Below are 17,944 nucleotides of genomic sequence, written 5' to 3'. Positions count from 1 at the left end.
GATGGGATCGGAACTGAGCTCCGCTTCTCCTTCGGAAGACTCGCCGACGCCGCCCGAGCCAGAATCAGCGCTCGAAACAGCCCGTCTACAACTCCACCGAGCCGCGGACCACCTCGATATCGACCCGAACATCGTCGAGCGACTGAACCACCCGCGAAACGTCCACGAAGTCACCGTTCCGATTGAGCGCGACGATGGCACAGTCGACGTGTTCACTGGATATCGAGCCCAGCACGATAGCGTCAGGGGACCGTACAAAGGCGGGCTTCGCTATCACCCCGACGTGACGAGGGACGAATGCGTCGGCCTCGGGATCTGGATGACCTGGAAATGCGCGGTGATGGACCTCCCCTTCGGCGGCGCGAAAGGCGGTATCGCGGTCAATCCGAAAACGCTGAGCCGAGACGAAAAAGAACGGCTCACCCGCCGGTTCGCACAGGAACTCCGCAAAGTCATCGGCCCGAATCTGGACATTCCCGCCCCGGACATGGGAACGGACCCACAGACGATGGCCTGGCTGATGGACGCCTACTCCATGCAGGAAGGCGAGACAATTCCCGGTGTTGTCACTGGGAAGCCCCCGATTGTCGGTGGGAGCGAAGGGCGTGAAGACGCGCCCGGTCGGAGCGTCGCGATTATCACACAGTTGGTCTGTGAGTACTACGACCAGCCGCTGTCAGAGACCACGGTCGCAGTACAGGGCTACGGCAGTGTCGGTGCGAACGCAGCACGGTTACTCGACGAACGGGGCGCGACTGTCGTCGCGATCAGCGACGTGAACGGAGCAATGTACGACCCCGCCGGAATCGATACGGCGTCAGTACCGTCACACGACGAGGAACCGGAAGCAGTCACCGAGTACGCCGACACCGTGATTTCCAACGACGAGCTGCTGACGCTGGACGTCGACGTCCTCATCCCGGCCGCACTCGGGAACGTCATCACCGAGGCCAACGCGGACGACATCGCCGCGGATTTCGTCGTGGAAGGGGCAAACGGCCCGACCACGTCCACCGCTGACTCCATCCTCGCTGACCGAGATGTCATGGTGATTCCGGATATCCTGGCGAACGCCGGTGGCGTCACGGTGAGCTACTTCGAGTGGCTACAGGACATCAACCGTCGGTCGTGGTCACTCGAGCGCGTGAACGACGAACTCGACGAAGAGATGCGGGCGGCCTGGGACGCCGTCCGGACGGAGTTCGAAAACCGCGACATTACGTGGCGCGATGCGGCGTACATCGTCGCCCTGTCCCGTATCGCGGAGGCCCACGAAGCGCGTGGGCTCTGGCCGTAGCACTGGTTCTGTCGGTTCCATCACGGGTTCCACCACTGTCGATGCCGAGAAACCACGACCACCGCTTCCCTCAGTAGCGGAACTCGAACTGTGCCCCGCCAGCAGTGCTCTCCGTCACACGGACGGTCCAGCCGTGCGCTTTGGCGATGTCCTCTACGATAGAGAGTCCGAAGCCAGTGCCTCCTTTGGTAGACGTCACGCCGTGTTCCAGTACTTCCTCACGCTTTGCCGGCGGAATCCCGTCGCCGTCGTCCGCGACGTAGAACCCGTCACTGCCGTCTAACTGCCCGACGGTGACGGTGACGGCGTCCCCACCATGCTCGATAGCGTTCCTGAAGAGGTTCTCGAACAGTTGTGTCAACCGGCCGGCGTCACCAGCCACTGTCGGGACCGCTTCAGCAACTGTCAGCGTTGCGTCAGCGGTGTCGACGTATCCCCACGCCTCCGTGGTCACGGTTTTGAGATCGATTTGCTTCGTGTCCGTAACTGTGCTCTCGCCCCGTGCCAGCGTCAGGAGGTCGTCGATCAACTGCTCCATGCGGTCGTGTGCCGCCTCGATACGCTCTAGGTAACTGAGGTCGCCTGTCTCCTCGACGATGTCGAGAAACCCGATGGCGATGGACAGCGGGTTCCGGAGGTCGTGGGCGACGACACTGGCAAATTCGTCGAGCCGCTCGTTCTGCCGCTGCAGTTCGGTTTCCCGGCTTGCGCGTGTGAATGCCGCCTCGACAGTCGCACCCAGTATCTGGAACAGGTCCACGTCTGTATCAGAGAACGTCTGTTCCTGGGTCGTTCCGACGCCGATAAGCCCAAACTCGCCCAGAGGCACGAACAGGCCGCTCCTGAGTTGTGCGTCGGCCTTGCCGAGTGTTACTTCGGACTGGAGATCGTCGTATTTACGCAACTCCGACGCCTCGAACGCCTCCCACGCAAGCGCCTCTCCGGACTCCAACCGCGGGAGGTCACCGAGCAGTTCTCTCGTGGCCGCACTCGTCGTCAGCGGGACGAGCTCGTCGGCTTGGTCGGCATACTCCCAGATCCCAGTGAGCTCAAACCCGAGAATATCGACGGCAGCCTCGACAGCGATGTCGCCGATTTCGGCACTCGACTGTGCGCCACTGAGCCGCTGCGCAGTCGCCTGCAATGAACGGAGCTTCGACTCTAACTGCTTCTGTTCAGTGATATCCTCCAGAACGGCCAGTATGCTCGTTATCTCTCCATCCGGAGCAGTGATCGGGGCAACCGACAGGAGTAGATCTAGTTCCTCGCCGCCTTTCGTTTCCCGCCGTATCTCTTTGCCGCAAATCGGTTCGCCGCTCAGTGCGCGCTGGCGGTGGGAGGCGAACTCAGCCTGCCGCTCGTCCGGGACCATCGGATTGAACTCGCCAAGCACCTCCTCCCGCGACCAGCCGAACATGTTCTCGGCTCCGTCGTTCCAGCGGATGACGGTCCCGTCGGTGTCGATTTCCATGACGGTGAGTGGCGTCGCCTCGATGAGTGATTCGAGTCGCTGGTTCGTCGTTTCGAGTTCGCGTTCCCGCTCGACCTGTTCGGTTACGTTGCGGGCGATGCCGACGATTCGGACGATTTCGTCTTCGAGGATGACCGGCGCGAGGCTCGTATCCCAGAACCGTGCGTCGTCAGCGATGTCCAACTCTTCCTGATACGAGATTGGCTCACGCTGTTCGACACAGCGAGTGTAGTTCGCTGCGAGTTCGGCCCCGCGCTCGGCACCGAATACTTCCCGTGGTGTCTGGCCACGAACTTCGTCGGTAGTGAGTCCGGTCTGTGACTCGTAGCCGGGACTGAGTCGAGCAAACTCGAACGCTAGCTCGTCACCGGCTGTATCGACATCGAGCATGAATATGGCGTCACCGGAGGTGTTGAGCAGTGCCTCGTACTCTTCGGCAAGCTCTCGATGTGCGCGTTCCTGGGCTTTTCGCTCCGTGATATCCTGAAATACGCCCCGCAACACAGGCTCGTCTTCCTCTGTGTCGTCGACGCGCTCCCCCCACGCCCGAACATCGCGCACGTCACCGTCAGCCCGAACGATTCGGAGATCGAGATCGTACGGTTCTCGGTTCGCAATTGCCCGCTCGACGGCCGTCGTAATCGTCTCTCTGTCGTCAGGATGGTAGAACTCGATCGCGTCGTCGAGCACCGGGTCGTAATCGTCGTCAACACCGTGAATCCGGCGGACCCCGTCAGACCAGTCGAGGGTGCCAGTCGACGGGAAGTACTCCCAGACTCCGATGTCTGCGATGTCCTGCACGCGTTCGAACAGGAACTCCTGACGTTGGAGGTCTGTCCGGTCCTGACCCCGAGATATCTCGGCGCTCGCGAGTTCCGAGAGTAGCTCGACGAACGTTCGCTCGAGTGCTCCGAAAGGAGCGACTCGCGTCGTCGGACTCGAAAAATTGACCGTCCCGTTCCGGGTCCCGTCGACGACGAGTGGGACGCCGATATATGATTCCAACTCGAATTCGCGATACGCGGGGTGGGTTTCTCTCCCATCAGCGACTGCGTCTGCGAACGAACAGACCGAGTCTGTCCCGACAACTTCCTCGCAGTACGTCGATTCGAGATCGAACTGATCTCCGGGTTCGATTTCGGCGTCCGGTGCGTGCGCTGCCGTAACGGTGTAATCGTCGCCCTGAACGCGTGAGACAATTCCGATTTCGAGACCGAGGGTTTGACACCCCAATTCGAGAAGTTCGTGGAGGCGAGTTTCGGCCGAAACATCGCTCTTTGCCATGATGTTCTGGAGCTCTCGGAGCGCGTCGCGCTCTCGCTCCAACTGTCGCTTGACCTCGCTTTGTTCAGTGATGTCCCGAGCAACGACGAGCGCTTGATTGCTCTTGTTGCTCTGAAACGGTGTGACCCGAACATCAAACGTCCGCTTGTCGCCCCCGGTAGTGATATCGAGTTGCAGGTCCGCGTCGTACAATCCCGTGACGCCACCATCGCCTTCTATGTCGTTGAGCATCGAGCGGACCGCAGATGTAAACTGCTCTGCATCAGACGTAGAAATACGGTTGCCCACAACTGTCTCCAACTGCTGCCCTGCGATCTGCGTTGACTGTTCCCCGGCGATCAGCCGTTTCGAAGCCGCGTTGGCGAATTCGATCGTCCCCTCATCGTCGAGGACGAACACGGCGTCGTGGATGGTTTCGAGGATTGTCTCACTGCGCTCCAGTTCCAACTCTCGCTCCCGCTCGGCCGTTGTTTCGCGTGAAAAGACGGTGAGACCGTCATCGTCCGGGAACACTCGAACTTCGACCCAGTAATCGAACGGCTCGCCAAGGTACTGTTCGAACGACACCGGTTCCCCGGTCTCCATCGCGGTTCGGTATTTGTCTTCGAGTTCCGTCCCAACAATCGAGGGGAACTCTTCCCAGATACTGGCACCGATGATAGCATCGGGGTCGCGGTCGACACGCCTGGCCATCTTCTCGTTTATGTATTCAATACGCCACTCGTCGTCGACGGCGTAGATCCCGTCAGTTGCCCGTTCCAGCGTCCGCTCGAAGCGGTCGGACAGTCGTTCGGCGACCGCTTGTTTGCGAGCGGCCTCGACGAGCGTCTGTATGCGGCGCCCGAGCAACTCGAAATTGTCCTGGCCCGAATGGGTCGGGATGTAATCGGAGACGCCCGCCTGCGTTGCCTCGCTTGCGATTCGCTCGCTCCCCCGGCCAGTAAATAGTATTGTCGGTATTTTGTACTGTTCAGCTTGTAGCTGCTCTAAGAGATCAATCCCCGTCCCGTCCGGCAGGGAGTACGACGTGACTACACAATCGACAGTCGAAGTTACAAGCAAGTCGAGCGCAGCCTCCACAGTCCCGACAGCTGTGACTTCAAATCCCGATGAGATATTCACGAGTTTCGTCTCCGCCAACTCAGCAAAGTCACTATCGTCGTTTACATACAGAACGTGAATAAAATCGGAAGTCTCACTACCTGTATAACTCATTGTTACACCTACGCAGCGCGCTTTTATGAATCGAGCGCACCATTTTCATCTGTGAGATCCTGAGTGGGGTCCAGCCGGCTTTCTGATGCAGATCCCAATCAGATTTTAGGTGGCACAGATGCCATCTATTCATCTATCGCCACTCACAAATCAGACACCGCCGGTATCGGAGTATATAATCTGAGATTTGGGTCAGCAAGTTTATGCTCCGAAATTAGGTACATTCGATATTGTGCCAGAGATGTCGAGTATTGCTGTGCTTCATGTCGATGATGAACCGAATTTTTTAGATGTGGCAACCGAAATACTCGAACAGCAATCCAGTAAACTCAACGTTATAACTGCCGCAAGTGCTGCTGAAGCGCTCGACCGACTTGCTACAACTCCCGTTGACTGTCTTATCAGCGACTACCGAATGCCCGGGAAAGACGGTATTGAACTCCTCAAAGCTGTCCGTGAGGAGTTCCCTGATCTCCCGTTTATCCTCTTCACCGGGGAGGGAAGCGAAGCGGTCGCTAGCGACGCCATCGCCGCCGGTGCAACCGATTATCTCCGGAAAGGGCACGGTACGGAACGATACGAACTCCTCGCAAACCGTATCGAAAACGCCGTCGAACAGTACCGCACCAATCAGCGTGCTGCTGAACTTGAGCGGGTTCGCGCGCTCGTCAGTAGCATCGACCAGGCGCTCATCCGAGCGAGTTCGCTATCGGAAATCAAAACCCGTGTCTGTGAGATCATTAGCGACTCCGAACCCTACCGTTTCGCATGGATCGGCGAGCGGGATCCTGACACAGACCGAATCGAGCCACAGGCCTGGGCCGGCGTCGAGGACGAGTCCCTCGATACTATTGTTGTCACTGCGGACGACTCCCCCACCGGACGAGGTCCCGCGGGCACGGCCGTTCGAGAACGACGTATTGCGACGTCACAGAATATTCAAGATGATCCGGCGTTCGAGGTCTGGCGAGAGGAGGCACTCGACCGCGGCTATCGAAGCACCGCTGCGGTTCCGCTGGAATACAATAGCACTCTGTACGGTCTCCTGTGCGTCTATTCGTCCCGTTCGTTTGCCTTTAGTGAGGACGAACAGGCGTTACTCGACGAACTCGGGGATAGCATCTCGCACGCCATGCACTCGCTGAAGATTCGAGACGAACTGCGCGCAGAGCGGACCTTTATCGACCAGGCACTCGATTCACTTACCGACATATTCTACGTGCTCGATTCTGCGGGCAAAATCCAGCGCTGTAATGAACAATTCGCAACGGTGTCCGGACACACTGACGAGCAAATCACGAATCTCGACGCGAGCAGTCTTTTTCCGGAAGACGAACGGGACGCAGTCGCCGAGGCAATCGAGGAGGCGCTCACAACGGGGCACTCAACCATCGAAGCGGACTTCCTTACTGGATCGGGGAAGCGTATTCCCCACGAGTTCACCGGTGACCGCTTGACTGATCAGGACGGTAACCTGATAGGGCTTGTCGGTACCGGTCGAAATATATCCGAACGGAAAAAGCGTGAACGGGAACTGCAGGATCAAAAAGAACAGCTAGAGCAGTTTGCCGCTACTGTCAGCCACGACCTGCGGAACCCGCTAAACGTCATCCGAGGTCGGCTGGATCTCGTTCAGGAAACGCATTCGAGCGATCACCTTGCTGTGATCGAGACAGCGACTGAACGGATGGAACGCATTGTAGAGGACCTCCTCTGGCTAGCGCGGGAGCAACGGGAAATCGGGTCACTGGAACCTGTTGCCATCGAAGCCGCCGCAGAGGCGGCGTGGCAGCTTGTATCTGATCCGGCAGATGAGGCCGAACTGCACTGCGATTGCGAGGCCGATACCCAGCCACTGATAAAAGCGGATACCGACCAATTCCAGCACCTGCTGGAAAATCTGTTCAGGAATACGATCGATCACGCTGGCCTGGATGTCACTGTCGTTGTCGGCGGTATCTTCGATGACACCAACGGATTCTACATCGAAGACGACGGCCCCGGAATCCCCGTCGAGGACCGCGAAAAGGTGTTTGAGGCTGGCTACTCGACTTCCGAATCGGGGACTGGTCTGGGCCTCAACATCGTCAGACGAGTCGCTGACGCACATGGCTGGGATATTCGCGTAACCGAGAGCTCGATGGGTGGGACACGATTTGAGATTACTGGCCTCGAAATCATCGAATGACTCACTGTTTCGAATCGGCACCGGTCTCCTTGCAGTCTGGACGACTCCCATCGACTATGTCTCTTGCCTCGGTAAAGCTGGATCTGGTTTATTACTTCACGCCCACTGATGCTGAGACGATTTGCCTTCGGGTTATTTGGAATCTGGAAAACCACAGGAATTAGCACAGATGCAAGTATCCAATCGCATATGTCCTCCAGTCCCTCCCGACAAAGCTGGATACACCCCGAGTACGTCGCGACCGTAGTCGGTGTCCTCGCTACCGCCGCATTAGTGTTCTATAGCGCAATCGCTCAATCCGGTCCGACAGTCGAGGAAATCATATTCGTAGTGCTTACGATCACAGTGCCGACTACTGCTGCATACGAACTCGCTCGTCGATGGCAGTGAGTGTCCCTGATACTGTCGATTGTAACTATTTCAAGATATTTGCCACCCCGAGGTGGCGAAATGCTTCACAGACTTACAGCCGACAGTATGAATGCCAGCCCGACTAGCAGTGGGTTACCTGTCGGGTCCGATCTGTACTTGACCCCACGACACATGGGCAGTGGGTAGTTTCCGTCGTGTGATCTCCGTTAACACGGCCAGTGCCGTGGTCCTCCGCAACGCCACAGCCAGCAACCGCCGGTCGCTATCGGTGATTGTAACGGCTCCTCCCTGGCTGTGTGTGGGGTATCGTCCACCTCTCGATGCCGCGATTGCGGAAGCTCAGTCATCGCAGAGCTAATGAAATGGGATAAAACGTCACAACGATTTTTTATACCAAGTACATGCCATTCGATAGGGTTCTGGTCCCCGCATCCGCTCCCCCATTGAATCCGATCACGTTCGTCAAACGGTCCGGGTCTAGAACCCGTCGTCGTGGTTGACGACTCCAAATGGTGCCGTTGCACGCCACTCCCCCGGCTGCCCACCATTCCTATGCTGCTGGAACGCAGATGTGTCTCGCGCGTGGTTGAATAGTTAGTGAGAAATGAGTGGCTTGCGATAAAACCAACAGACGGCGTGGGGATTTCACAAACGCTTTATATACACTCGTATCGGTGCTAGGTGGGTTCTGGGCCCTGTCCAATCGCGTTGGATTCGCCCACACGATTGCTTCGGGCTGGAATCCGTTGTCGAAACCGACGACTTCCAATGGTACGTTGCACCCCATTTCTCCCACCCCCATAGCAACGTACCATTCTTTCGTGTGATTGACTGAGTTGTGCGTCCCGTGGACGACTGTATTGCGTGGAATTCCCACTCTGTTAGGAGTTACCACAAAAATATGCTGAACGGCGCATTACACCGACACGGGTTCTGGTCCCCGTTTTGGGCCCCTTCCTCCTTTGAGCCACTTCCCCCAACCCATACCTCGGGTCCAGAACCCACCGTGCCTCTGACTGCAGTGGGTGGCACACAAGGTGCCCATTGCCACCCGCCGTCAGCTTTCCCGCAGGAGCCCAAAACCCGTTTGGCCGTACTTGCGTACGAAAGCGTGAAACTGCTATCTCTGTCGTGGCCGCTACCGATGGTAGGTAACTGCTCGCAGAAGCGTGTGCCGCGTCAGTCAGCGCACTGTTTCAGCACCGCTGAGCAGGTTGTGACAGCCTCAACAGGAACGTCCCGCTCGTCAGTTGCGTACCCGTGATCACTGTTTTTGAGCAGCGACAGCAACGGTGCAACACGTTACTCCGTCACTGTGAGTCGGTACCTCCGCTCGATTCGGCGAGGATGTCGGCGAGTTCATCGCGGTCGAACAGCTGTTCGCCCTCGGGAATGGCCGGGAGCTCGCCGGCGGTGATCTCGCCCGGCCACTCCCCGAACTCGTCGGGATAGAGCTGTTTTCCAAGCATCTCCGTCTGGAAGAGATTGATGATCGGGCCCTGATAGGCTGATCCGCCGACGTACAGTTCGTCCTCCTGGACGGCGGTGAGTTCCTGCCCTAGCGAACTGTCGCGCATCCCCTCGACCGTCTTTCTCAGCGCATCCTCGCCGTTCCAGTCGCGGTAATTGACGCCGAAGTGGAACACCAGCACGTCGGGATCGATGTCGAGGAGCGCCTCGTAGTCGACCTGAATCCCGGACTGACCACCGTACTTGCCCTCGAACGCGTCGACAACGCCGAGATCTCTGTACTGTTTTTTCCCGTATGCCTTGTCGATCTCAGTTCTGGGGTTGTAGGCACGGAAGAACCCCTCGTTGCCGGGGTTTATCTGTGCGTTGAGCAATCCGACGGTCGGACGGTCGGACACCGGCGGAACGCGCGACCGCATCTCCTGTAGGGCCTGCTCGTAGAGAGTGTTGATAGCAGCGGCTGTCTCGGACTTTCCGAGCAGTGCCCCGTACCTGCTGACGAATTCGGGGATATCGTAGTAGGGATAGGACTCACCACCGGGCCAGGTGGGCCAGTCGTCGCCGCGCTTGCGGCGGCTGGCGTTCCCAAAGAACGGCCCAATCGAATCGTTGATTTCGGAGATATCGCCCTCGTCAGCACCGTAGTACGAAATGAACCGGTTCGGGTCAGTAGCGAACAGGTCCGGGTCGAGTTCGTAGAGCACCTCCGTTCGGAGCGACCAGTCGTCTGTCCGGACCAACTCCAGTGAGTCGGGATCAGGTACGTCTACGCCGGGAAGCTGGTCGTAAAACCCGGTAAACCAGAACTGGTTCCCTTCGGCGGCGATGAGTTTGTCGGCCTCCCCCAGTGCAGTCAGGATGTCCTCCTCGAATCCCCACCCGCCGACGATAGTTTCCGGGCTCGACTCGAGTCTGAGTTCGCCGACCGGTGCCATCGTCCCTGAAAAAGACCGGTCGGGTCCTGCCTTGGTTTCCCCCGACTCGGTGGCCTCACTCGAAACCCCAGAACAACCCGCGAGCGAGCCAGCGGTCAGCAGCGTGGCCCCGTACTTTACGCACTCTCTCCGCGTCGGCCACGTTTCGTCCGGATCTGTCTTCGCCATGGATTTTAGCCCAGCCTAAAGTAACAAATAGCCTTCGATTTTTAGCCCGTCCTAAAAACCACAGCAACCGAGCCACGCGGAACGAGTCGTGGCCGCGCACCCGGTGGGGCATCTCTAATCCGAGTTGCTTTTGTGCTAGGAGGGGCTCGATTAGCGGGGTATGAACGACTTACGCACTGGGTTGAGTTACGGCGACGTTCTTCTCGTCCCGAAGCGGTCACCGGTCGACAGTCGGAGCGACATCGACCTCTCGACACCCCTTACTCCGACCGTTGAACTGAACACACCGCTCGTCTCCGCCGCGATGGACACCGTCACGGAGGCAGACCTGGCAATCGAACTCGCGCGTTCGGGCGGGTTCGGGGTCCTGCACCGGTTCCTTACGCCCGAAGAACAGGCCGAGCAGGTAAAGCAGGTGAAAGCAGCGGACGAACAGGTCGGTGCGGCCGTCGGCATCAACGAAGATTACGTCGCACGGAGCGCTTCCGTGATTGGGGCCGGTGTCGATGCGCTCGTCGTCGACGTGGCCCACGGTCACCTCGACCGGACGCTCGATGCCGTCGAAACCCTCGCCGACGAATTCCCCGACACCGACATCATCGCCGGCAACGTCGCGACGCCCGCGGGCGTCGAAGACCTCGCCGCCGCCGGGGCCGACTGTGTCAAAGTCGGCATCGGGCCCGGATCACACTGCACCACCCGGAAAGTGGCGGGTGCCGGCGTCCCCCAGCTAACCGCCGTCGATGACTGTGCCACAGCCGCCGAGGACCTCGATGTCACTATCTGCGCGGACGGCGGGATTCGCACGTCCGGTGACGCGGTGAAGGCTTTGATGGCCGGGGCAGATACCGTGATGCTCGGGAGCCTCTTTGCCGGCACGGAGGAGGCCCCTGGTGCGGTCGTCGAAGTCGATGGCACGCGGTACAAGCGATCACGAGGGATGGCGACCACCGCCGCGGCCGAGGACCGTGATGACAAACAGAACAACGTCAGCGCCGACGAAGGAGTCGAAGCGCTGACACCGTACAAAGGCTCTGTCGGTGCCGTGGCCGAGGAGTTCTGTGCCGGCATCCGTTCCGGGCTCTCCTACTGTGGCGGGCACACCATCGCTGCGGCCCGCGACAAGGCGGAGTTCATCCGTGTCGCCCAGAGCGCGAAAGAACGCGAGGGGTTCCACACAGACCACGACTGGGAAGGGGTCAACGTGGAGAGTGAAGCGACGCAGGTCCGCGACGCCGGCACCGAAGCAACTGTCGACAGCGACGACTGAACTGATAGCAACGACTGGACAGGCTAGCTGCCTATCGAGGGCATCAAAAAGAGACGGTAAATCACTCCGTATCGCGTTCGAGTGTCGCCCGTCGCTGTTCGTATTCCTCGTCAGTCAGCTCTCCGCGGGCGTAGGCGAGCTTGAGTTCTTCGAACGCTTGGTCCGTGTCATTCTCACTGCCGACTACGGCCCTGTAAACGAGGTAACCACCGCCGATAATGGCGGCTAGGAACAGGAGTCGCATCACGATTCCGACGACGAACATCCAGCCCGGCATCGTTCCGCCGCCCCACATTCCACTTCCCCACATACCGCCCATCATCGGCCCGAACCCCATCATCCCGAAGCCCATGAAGACCATCGGAACGATGACGAAGGCACCAATGATGAGGAGCAGGATCGTGACCAGCCGTGTGTCGTCCGTAGTTTCAGGCATATATGTTCACTCCGTGGGTTCGCCTCTACTGTTACGTACGTGGTCATAGTTCAATGCGGTTGCGCCTTAGATTCATATGAATTCGCACCCCCATATTTTTGTTTCCACAGCTGAAGCCGGCTATAGGCACGATATCTTAAGGGAAACTGCAAAAGACGACCCCTACGATAGTACCGTTATGCAGGCCACGATGATCGACGGGGTGGTTGAAGCCCTCCGTATCGGTGTCGGATTCCTCTGGACAGCCGCGTGGGCGATCATCATGGGCCTCACGATTACGAGTCTCGTTCAGGTCTACGTCTCGAAAGAGCGAATGGCAGACGTGCTGGGCGACGGTGATCTGGCCGGCCTCACCAAAGCGACCGCGTTCGGGGCAGCGAGCAGTGGGTGCAGTTTCGGGGCCGTCGCCATCGGGAAGGGGTTGTTCAAGAAAGGTGCTCACGCGGTGAACTTCCTGGCGTTCATGTTCGCGTCGACGAACCTCATCGTCGAACTCGGGTTGATGATACTGATTCTGCTGGGCTGGGAGTTCCTCGTCGCCGAACTGCTCGGCGGCCTCATCCTCATCGCTGTCATGGCCGTCATCGTCCACTTCACACTCCCCGAGACCCTGTTCGACGAAGTGCGTACGACGCTCAACGAGCGTGACCGAGCGTCGGGCGCAACTGAGGACCCCACATGCGGGATGGAGGGCACAGACGAGTACACACTCACGACCGACGGCGGGGAGACGCTGCAGTTCTGCTCGGAGGGCTGTATGGAGACCTACCTGCAGACCACGTCCAGTCGCGGCGGGTGGCGCGAGGAGTTGCTGTCCTGGGGCGGCTGGTACAAGATCGGGAACCAGTACCGCAAGGAGTGGTCGATGATCTGGAAGGACGTCATCGCGGGCTTTCTCGTCTCCGGGTTCGTCATCGTCTTCGTCCCGCAGTGGGTGTGGAACACGCTGTTCGTCCAGGGTGATGGCCTGCTCGTAACCGCCGAGAACGCGATCATGGGCGTCGCCATCGCCGTCGTCAGCTTCGTCGGCAGTATGGGTAACGTCCCATTCGCCGTCGCACTCTGGGGCGGCGGCATCAGCTTCGCCGGCGTCATCGCGTTCGTCTACGCCGACCTCATCACGATCCCCGTGTTGAACGTCTACCGGAAGTACTACGGCTGGACGGTGATGCTGTACATCCTCGCCGTCTTCTTCGTGACGATGGCGTTCACCGGCTTCCTCATGGAACTGGTCTTCGACGCCCTCGGCGTCGTCCCGGACCTGGCCGGCGGGGAGACGGCGACCGAACAGACGTACTTCGAACTCAACTACACGTTTTACCTCAACCTCGTCGCCTTCGCGCTCTCTGGGTTTCTCCTGTACGTGTACCGCCGCGGCCTCGGTTCGCCCGGGCAGTACCGCGACCCGGTGTGTGGGATGCGGACCGACGAGGCGAAATCGAGCGCGTCCCACGAGGGGACGACGTATTATTTCTGCTCACAGACCTGCAGAGACGCCTTCGATTCGAACCCGGGCGCGTACGCCACCGGACACCCGATGGTGATGGAGGGACACGACCACTGACGGCTGTTTCGTCACAGCCGCCAACACCTGCTTCGGCGACGGCCAGTGTGTACACAGCAGTACCTTTAGACAGAAGTTGCGAGGCCTGGCTGTGTGGCGGATTTGAATTGCTGTCTTTAGGACCGCGACTACCCAGATTTAACCGTATTGTTGACCGTGTTACTCGTCGCCCCCGTCAGCTGCGGGGAGGTCGTCGTCTGTCTCCCCAGCACTCTGCAACAGGAGATCCGTACCGGCTGCGGCGACCATACCAACGCCAACCGCGCGCAACTGCCGGCGATACGCTGGCTTCACCTGCAACTCGGACGCATTGTCGAAGTTCTTCCCGATCATGGCTTTGATGAATTTGACACTTATCTGCGGGAAGAGCGCAGTCACGACGCCGTGGAAAAGTACGACTGCTGCACTGAGTTTGCGACTGTTTCGACTATCCAACATACGATTACCTACCCATCCGACAAGAATGACTATTGCGACTAATCCACCGCATTGAGAAACGTAGAAACTGTTTTATTGGTGAGTAGAGCGCGTCGACAACGCTTCACATGCCGTTCGAATTGGCCACCTGTACGACCGGTCTCCCACTGGTTCTACCCTGCCTTTCGCACTGTCACCGCCGAATGCTTGTACTCGGGAATCTCGGCGACGGGGTCGAGCGCATCGCCGGTCAGGGCGTTTGCGAGCGGGTCCAGATAGTGGAACGTACAGAACACGACCCCGGGTCGAATGGCCGCCGTCACGGCCGCCGGCACTGTCACGCTGCCGCGTTCGCTCTCGACGACGACAGTATCGCCGTCCTCGATATTCCGAGCGGCGGCATCGTCCGGGTGGATTTCGAGGACGTCTTCCCCGCGCATCCGCATGAGTGTCTCCGACCGCCGAGTGAGCGCGCCGCTGTTGAAGTGCTGGAGTGCGCGCCCGGTCGTGAGAACGAGTTGTTTCTCGGCAACGGCATCGGCCGGTGGCGACGGCGAGACTGGGACCAGCGGAGCGGTTTGCTCGCCAGAGGCGAACGTCTCCGTATGGAGCACGTCGGTGCCGGAATCGGCGTCCGCCGGGAACGGCCACCGCTGGTAGCTGTCACCGATACCGTCGTAACTCATGCCGGCGTACAGTGGGTTGACCCGCGTCAGCTCCTCGAACACCGCTTCCGGGCCGTCGTAGTCGAACGCATCCGACTGGCCGACCAGCCGCCGGCCGAGGTCCGTGAGGATATCTAGGTCACGGCGGGCGTTCTCGGGCAGGTCAGCGTTCGGTCGCATCCGCATCACTCGCCGGTCCGTGTTGGTCACGGTCCCCGCTTTCTCCGCCCAACTGCTCCCCGGAAGCACGACGTCGGCGTGGTCGACGGTCGCTGTTTCGAAGAGGTCGATGACGACACAGAAATCGAGCTCGTCGAAACCGGCCCTGACAGAACTGGCGTTCGGTTCCGTGACGGCCGGGTTCTCGCCGAACACGACCGCAGCCTTGACGGCGTCACCGAACTGGTGTGTCGCAGTGGTCTCCGTCAGGCCGGGTTCGTTCGGCGGCTCGACGCCCCACTCGTCGGCGACACGCTGTCGGGATTCCGGGTCCGTGACGGGTTCGTAGCCGGGGAGCACGTTGGGAAGCGCGCCGACGTCGCCGGCTCCCTGGACGTTGTTCTGGCCGCGGAGCGGGTTCACGCCGGTTCCCGGGCGACCGACGTTCCCGGTCAGCAGCGCGAGGTTCAACAGCGCGTGCACGTTGTCGGTCCCGGACGTGTGCTGGCTCATCCCCATTCCGGTGACGATTGCCGCTGTATCGGCCTCGGCGTATGCTCGGGCCGCCTCCCGGACGCTTTCCGGTGCAACACCGGCTGCGTCGGCACCCGATTCGATGTCGGCATCGTCGAGATGTGCTGTCAGATCTGTATAGCCAGTCGTTCGCTCCTTGATGAACGACTCGTCGACGAGTCCCTCCTCGAGAACGACTTTGGCCATCGAATTGAGGAGCTGGATGTCGTATCCGGGACGGACGTCGAGGTGGATGTCGGCGGCGTCGGTCGTGTCCGTCTCGCGCGGGTCGATATGGATGAGTGTGGCTCCGTTGCGAATCGCCGGCAAGAAGTACGACCGGAAAATGACGGGATGCTGTTCGGCTGGATTCGCACCGGTGACGAGTAGACAGTCGGTTTCGGCCAGGTCATCGAGCGTGTTCGTCATCGCCCCGGCACCGAGGCGCTCGCTCATCGCGGCGACCGTCGAGGAATGACAGAGGCGAGCGCAGTTGTCGACGTTGTTGGTGCCGAGCATCCGGGCAATCTTCTGGAAGACGTAGTTCTCCTCGTTCGTACAGTTCGATGACGCGAAGAACTCGACGGCGTCTGGCCCGTGCTGGTCGATGATTTCCGAGAGTTCAGCAGCGACGCGACTCAGGGCAGTTTCCCAGGGAGCAGTGACGAAGTGACCGCCCTCACGGACAAGCGGCTCCGTCAGCCGGTCCTCATGCGCAACTACGTCGAATGCGGCCACGCCTTTCGGACAGACCTCACCACTCGTATTCACCGGCCCCGCTGTTCCGGTTGCTTTGCCGTTGCCCGCGTACTCTATCGTACAGCCGACGCCACAGTAGGGACAGACTGTCTGCTCGGCCCGGGGGTTTTGATCCTGACTGTCACTCATTACTCTTTCGAACAAACGGAACGCAGATACAAGTAGCCGACCGGTAAAACCTGTGCGGGTTTATAGAGATTCGAGGCGAATACACCCGCCTTCCCGTGAGGGACGAGTGTTCCGACCGCTAGTCGGAACCGAGGACTAAACAGGCGGGTGATGAAGCCGACACTCCGATGACCAAACCCCCAGCTACACCACGTCTGGATATTCAACGCCAACCGCAATATTTACAATTTAGACTGTTATAACCGCTTATAGAGCCGTTCCAAACGATGCTGGAAGTTCACCGCACCCACCAAGCGAAAATCTGCAACCACTCACAGGTTGGAGAGTCGCTTGACCGGCATGGGTGGAGTGCCAGCAAACTCTGGAACGTCGCCAACTATCACGCCCGCAACGTCTGGGACGAAACCGGCGAGATTCCCGACCATGAAGACTTGAAACGCGAGTTGAAAGACCACATCAAATACAATGGGCTGCATAGCCAGTCCAGTCAGCGAGTTCTTGAGGAGCTTGCTGAAAGCTTTCACTCGTGGTATCAGAAACGCAAGTCCGATGACCGTGCGAACCCGCCGGGGTACCGCAAACGCAACTACTACGACCAAGACGGCAACCGTGTTCACGAAGAACACCCGCGTTCCACCGTGACATGGAAGCAGAACGGGTTCAAGCACGACAAGAAACACAACAAGATTCGCCTGTCGAAAGGCGCGAATCACAAAGAACACCCGAAAGCGTGGGAGTATATGCTGGTCGAATACGAAACCCGGCCTGACGCGACTGTTGAGAACGTCCAACAGGTGCGTGCCGTCTACAACCGTGCGAAAGGTCAGTGGGAGCTTCACATCGTCTGCAAAGACGAGATTGAACCCCCAGACGCTCCCGGTGATGAAACCGCTGGCATCGACCTCGGCATCTGCAATTTCGCCGCCGTAGCCTACAGTACCGAAGAAGCCGACCTGTATCCGGGCAACCGTCTGAAACAAGACGGGTACTACTTCCCGAAAGAAATCGCCAAGTGCGACGACTCAGGCGGCAAGCGAGCAACCCGACTCCATACGAAATGGAGTGAACGCCGCAGCCACTTCTTCCACAGTCTCGCCAAGCACATCGTTGAGCGGTGTGTTGAGAAACAGGTTGGCCGAATCAATGTTGGTGACTTGGAAGGAGTGCGTGAAGACGGCGATGGCGAGGCGAAAAACTGGGGTCGGCACGGCAACCTCGACTTGCACGGCTGGGCGTTCGACCGCTTCACTTCGATTCTCACGTACAAGGCGAAAGTGGAAGGTATCGAAGTGAACGAAGTGGACGAACGCGATACCAGTAAGACGTGTTGCGTGTGCGGGAAAACAGATGAGAATCAGCGTGTTGAACGTGGTCTGTACGTGTGCGAGGAACACGATGATGCGTTCAACGCGGATGTGAATGGGGCGGAGAACATCCGTCTCGAGATAAACAGCGACGATGAAAGTAACTCCGAGTCTTCCGGGCAGTTGTCCGGGGATAGGTGTACCGGCTGGTTGGCACAGCCTTCAGTCTACCTGTACGACCTCTCCTGCGGATTCCAACCGCAGACAGAGGTGGTGGACTGTAGATCTTAATATCCCCACGCTTGGGATTCCTCCGCGTTCACGCGGA

General features: G+C 59.2%; 10 protein-coding genes. 5 read left to right on the top strand and 5 right to left on the bottom strand.

Annotated features, from left to right (window positions below):
- The first annotated feature begins 1 nt into the window (after position 1).
- Positions 2-1,297 (top strand): glutamate dehydrogenase GdhB, encoded by a 1,296-nt coding sequence (gene gdhB / locus VI234_RS12230; RefSeq protein ID WP_008311769.1) that lies wholly within the window; start codon positions 2-4, stop codon positions 1,295-1,297.
- A 70-nt stretch (positions 1,298-1,367) separates the two neighbouring features.
- On the opposite strand, the gene VI234_RS12225 is transcribed toward gdhB, so the two are convergent.
- A complete protein-coding gene (locus VI234_RS12225) occupies positions 1,368-5,267 on the bottom strand; it encodes a PAS domain-containing protein (protein WP_336330157.1) in 3,900 nt (1,299 codons plus the stop codon).
- Between the two features lie 241 nt (positions 5,268-5,508).
- On the opposite strand from VI234_RS12225, the gene VI234_RS12220 reads away from it, so the two are divergent.
- Positions 5,509-7,455 (top strand): hybrid sensor histidine kinase/response regulator, encoded by a 1,947-nt coding sequence (locus VI234_RS12220; RefSeq protein ID WP_336330195.1) that lies wholly within the window; start codon positions 5,509-5,511, stop codon positions 7,453-7,455.
- 1,682 nt (positions 7,456-9,137) lie between these two features.
- Here the strand turns inward: VI234_RS12220 and VI234_RS12215 are convergent.
- Positions 9,138-10,400 (bottom strand): ABC transporter substrate-binding protein, encoded by a 1,263-nt coding sequence (locus tag VI234_RS12215; RefSeq protein ID WP_336330156.1) that lies wholly within the window; start codon positions 10,398-10,400, stop codon positions 9,138-9,140.
- Positions 10,401-10,560: 160 nt separating this feature from the next.
- Between VI234_RS12215 and VI234_RS12210 the strand changes: the two genes are divergently transcribed.
- Positions 10,561-11,670 carry a guanosine monophosphate reductase gene (locus VI234_RS12210; protein WP_336330155.1) on the top strand — a complete coding sequence of 370 codons (1,110 nt, stop codon included), beginning with the start codon at positions 10,561-10,563 and terminating at the stop codon, positions 11,668-11,670.
- Positions 11,671-11,731: 61 nt separating this feature from the next.
- On the opposite strand, the gene VI234_RS12205 is transcribed toward VI234_RS12210, so the two are convergent.
- A complete protein-coding gene (locus VI234_RS12205; RefSeq protein WP_008311777.1) occupies positions 11,732-12,106 on the bottom strand; it encodes an SHOCT domain-containing protein in 375 nt (124 codons plus the stop codon).
- A 178-nt stretch (positions 12,107-12,284) separates the two neighbouring features.
- On the opposite strand from VI234_RS12205, the gene VI234_RS12200 reads away from it, so the two are divergent.
- Positions 12,285-13,670 (top strand): permease, encoded by a 1,386-nt coding sequence (locus VI234_RS12200; protein WP_336330154.1) that lies wholly within the window; start codon positions 12,285-12,287, stop codon positions 13,668-13,670.
- 159 nt (positions 13,671-13,829) lie between these two features.
- On the opposite strand, the gene VI234_RS12195 is transcribed toward VI234_RS12200, so the two are convergent.
- Positions 13,830-14,108, bottom strand: coding sequence for a hypothetical protein (locus tag VI234_RS12195; RefSeq protein WP_008311780.1), 279 nt, complete (start codon positions 14,106-14,108; stop codon positions 13,830-13,832).
- Positions 14,109-14,260: 152 nt separating this feature from the next.
- Positions 14,261-16,312: a formate dehydrogenase subunit alpha gene (gene fdhF / locus VI234_RS12190; RefSeq protein ID WP_336330153.1), complete on the bottom strand. Its 2,052-nt coding sequence runs from the start codon at positions 16,310-16,312 to the stop codon at positions 14,261-14,263.
- A gap of 266 nt (positions 16,313-16,578) precedes the next feature.
- On the opposite strand from fdhF, the gene VI234_RS12185 reads away from it, so the two are divergent.
- Positions 16,579-17,907 (top strand): RNA-guided endonuclease InsQ/TnpB family protein, encoded by a 1,329-nt coding sequence (locus VI234_RS12185; protein WP_336330152.1) that lies wholly within the window; start codon positions 16,579-16,581, stop codon positions 17,905-17,907.
- Positions 17,908-17,944: the final 37 nt, after the last annotated feature.

It is taken from the genome of Haloarcula sp. CGMCC 1.2071 (assembly GCF_037078445.1).
Lineage (GTDB): Archaea > Halobacteriota > Halobacteria > Halobacteriales > Haloarculaceae > Haloarcula > Haloarcula amylolytica.
The sequence above is the reverse complement of the archived record's forward strand: the minus strand, read 5'-3'. Positions and strand labels throughout refer to the sequence as shown.

Excerpts from the sequence above, each read along its gene's own strand:
- VI234_RS12215 (WP_336330156.1), bottom strand. The coding sequence starts at position 10,400 with ATGGCGAAGACAGATCCGGACGAAACGTGGCCGACGCGGAGAGAGTGC.
- VI234_RS12220 (WP_336330195.1), top strand. The coding sequence starts at position 5,509 with ATGTCGAGTATTGCTGTGCTTCATGTCGATGATGAACCGAATTTTTTA.
- fdhF (WP_336330153.1), bottom strand. The coding sequence starts at position 16,312 with ATGAGTGACAGTCAGGATCAAAACCCCCGGGCCGAGCAGACAGTCTGT.
- VI234_RS12185 (WP_336330152.1), top strand. The coding sequence starts at position 16,579 with ATGCTGGAAGTTCACCGCACCCACCAAGCGAAAATCTGCAACCACTCA.
- VI234_RS12210 (WP_336330155.1), top strand. The coding sequence starts at position 10,561 with ATGAACGACTTACGCACTGGGTTGAGTTACGGCGACGTTCTTCTCGTC.
- VI234_RS12205 (WP_008311777.1), bottom strand. The coding sequence starts at position 12,106 with ATGCCTGAAACTACGGACGACACACGGCTGGTCACGATCCTGCTCCTC.
- VI234_RS12195 (WP_008311780.1), bottom strand. The coding sequence starts at position 14,108 with ATGTTGGATAGTCGAAACAGTCGCAAACTCAGTGCAGCAGTCGTACTT.
- VI234_RS12200 (WP_336330154.1), top strand. The coding sequence starts at position 12,285 with ATGCAGGCCACGATGATCGACGGGGTGGTTGAAGCCCTCCGTATCGGT.
- VI234_RS12225 (WP_336330157.1), bottom strand. The coding sequence starts at position 5,267 with ATGAGTTATACAGGTAGTGAGACTTCCGATTTTATTCACGTTCTGTAT.
- gdhB (WP_008311769.1), top strand. The coding sequence starts at position 2 with ATGGGATCGGAACTGAGCTCCGCTTCTCCTTCGGAAGACTCGCCGACG.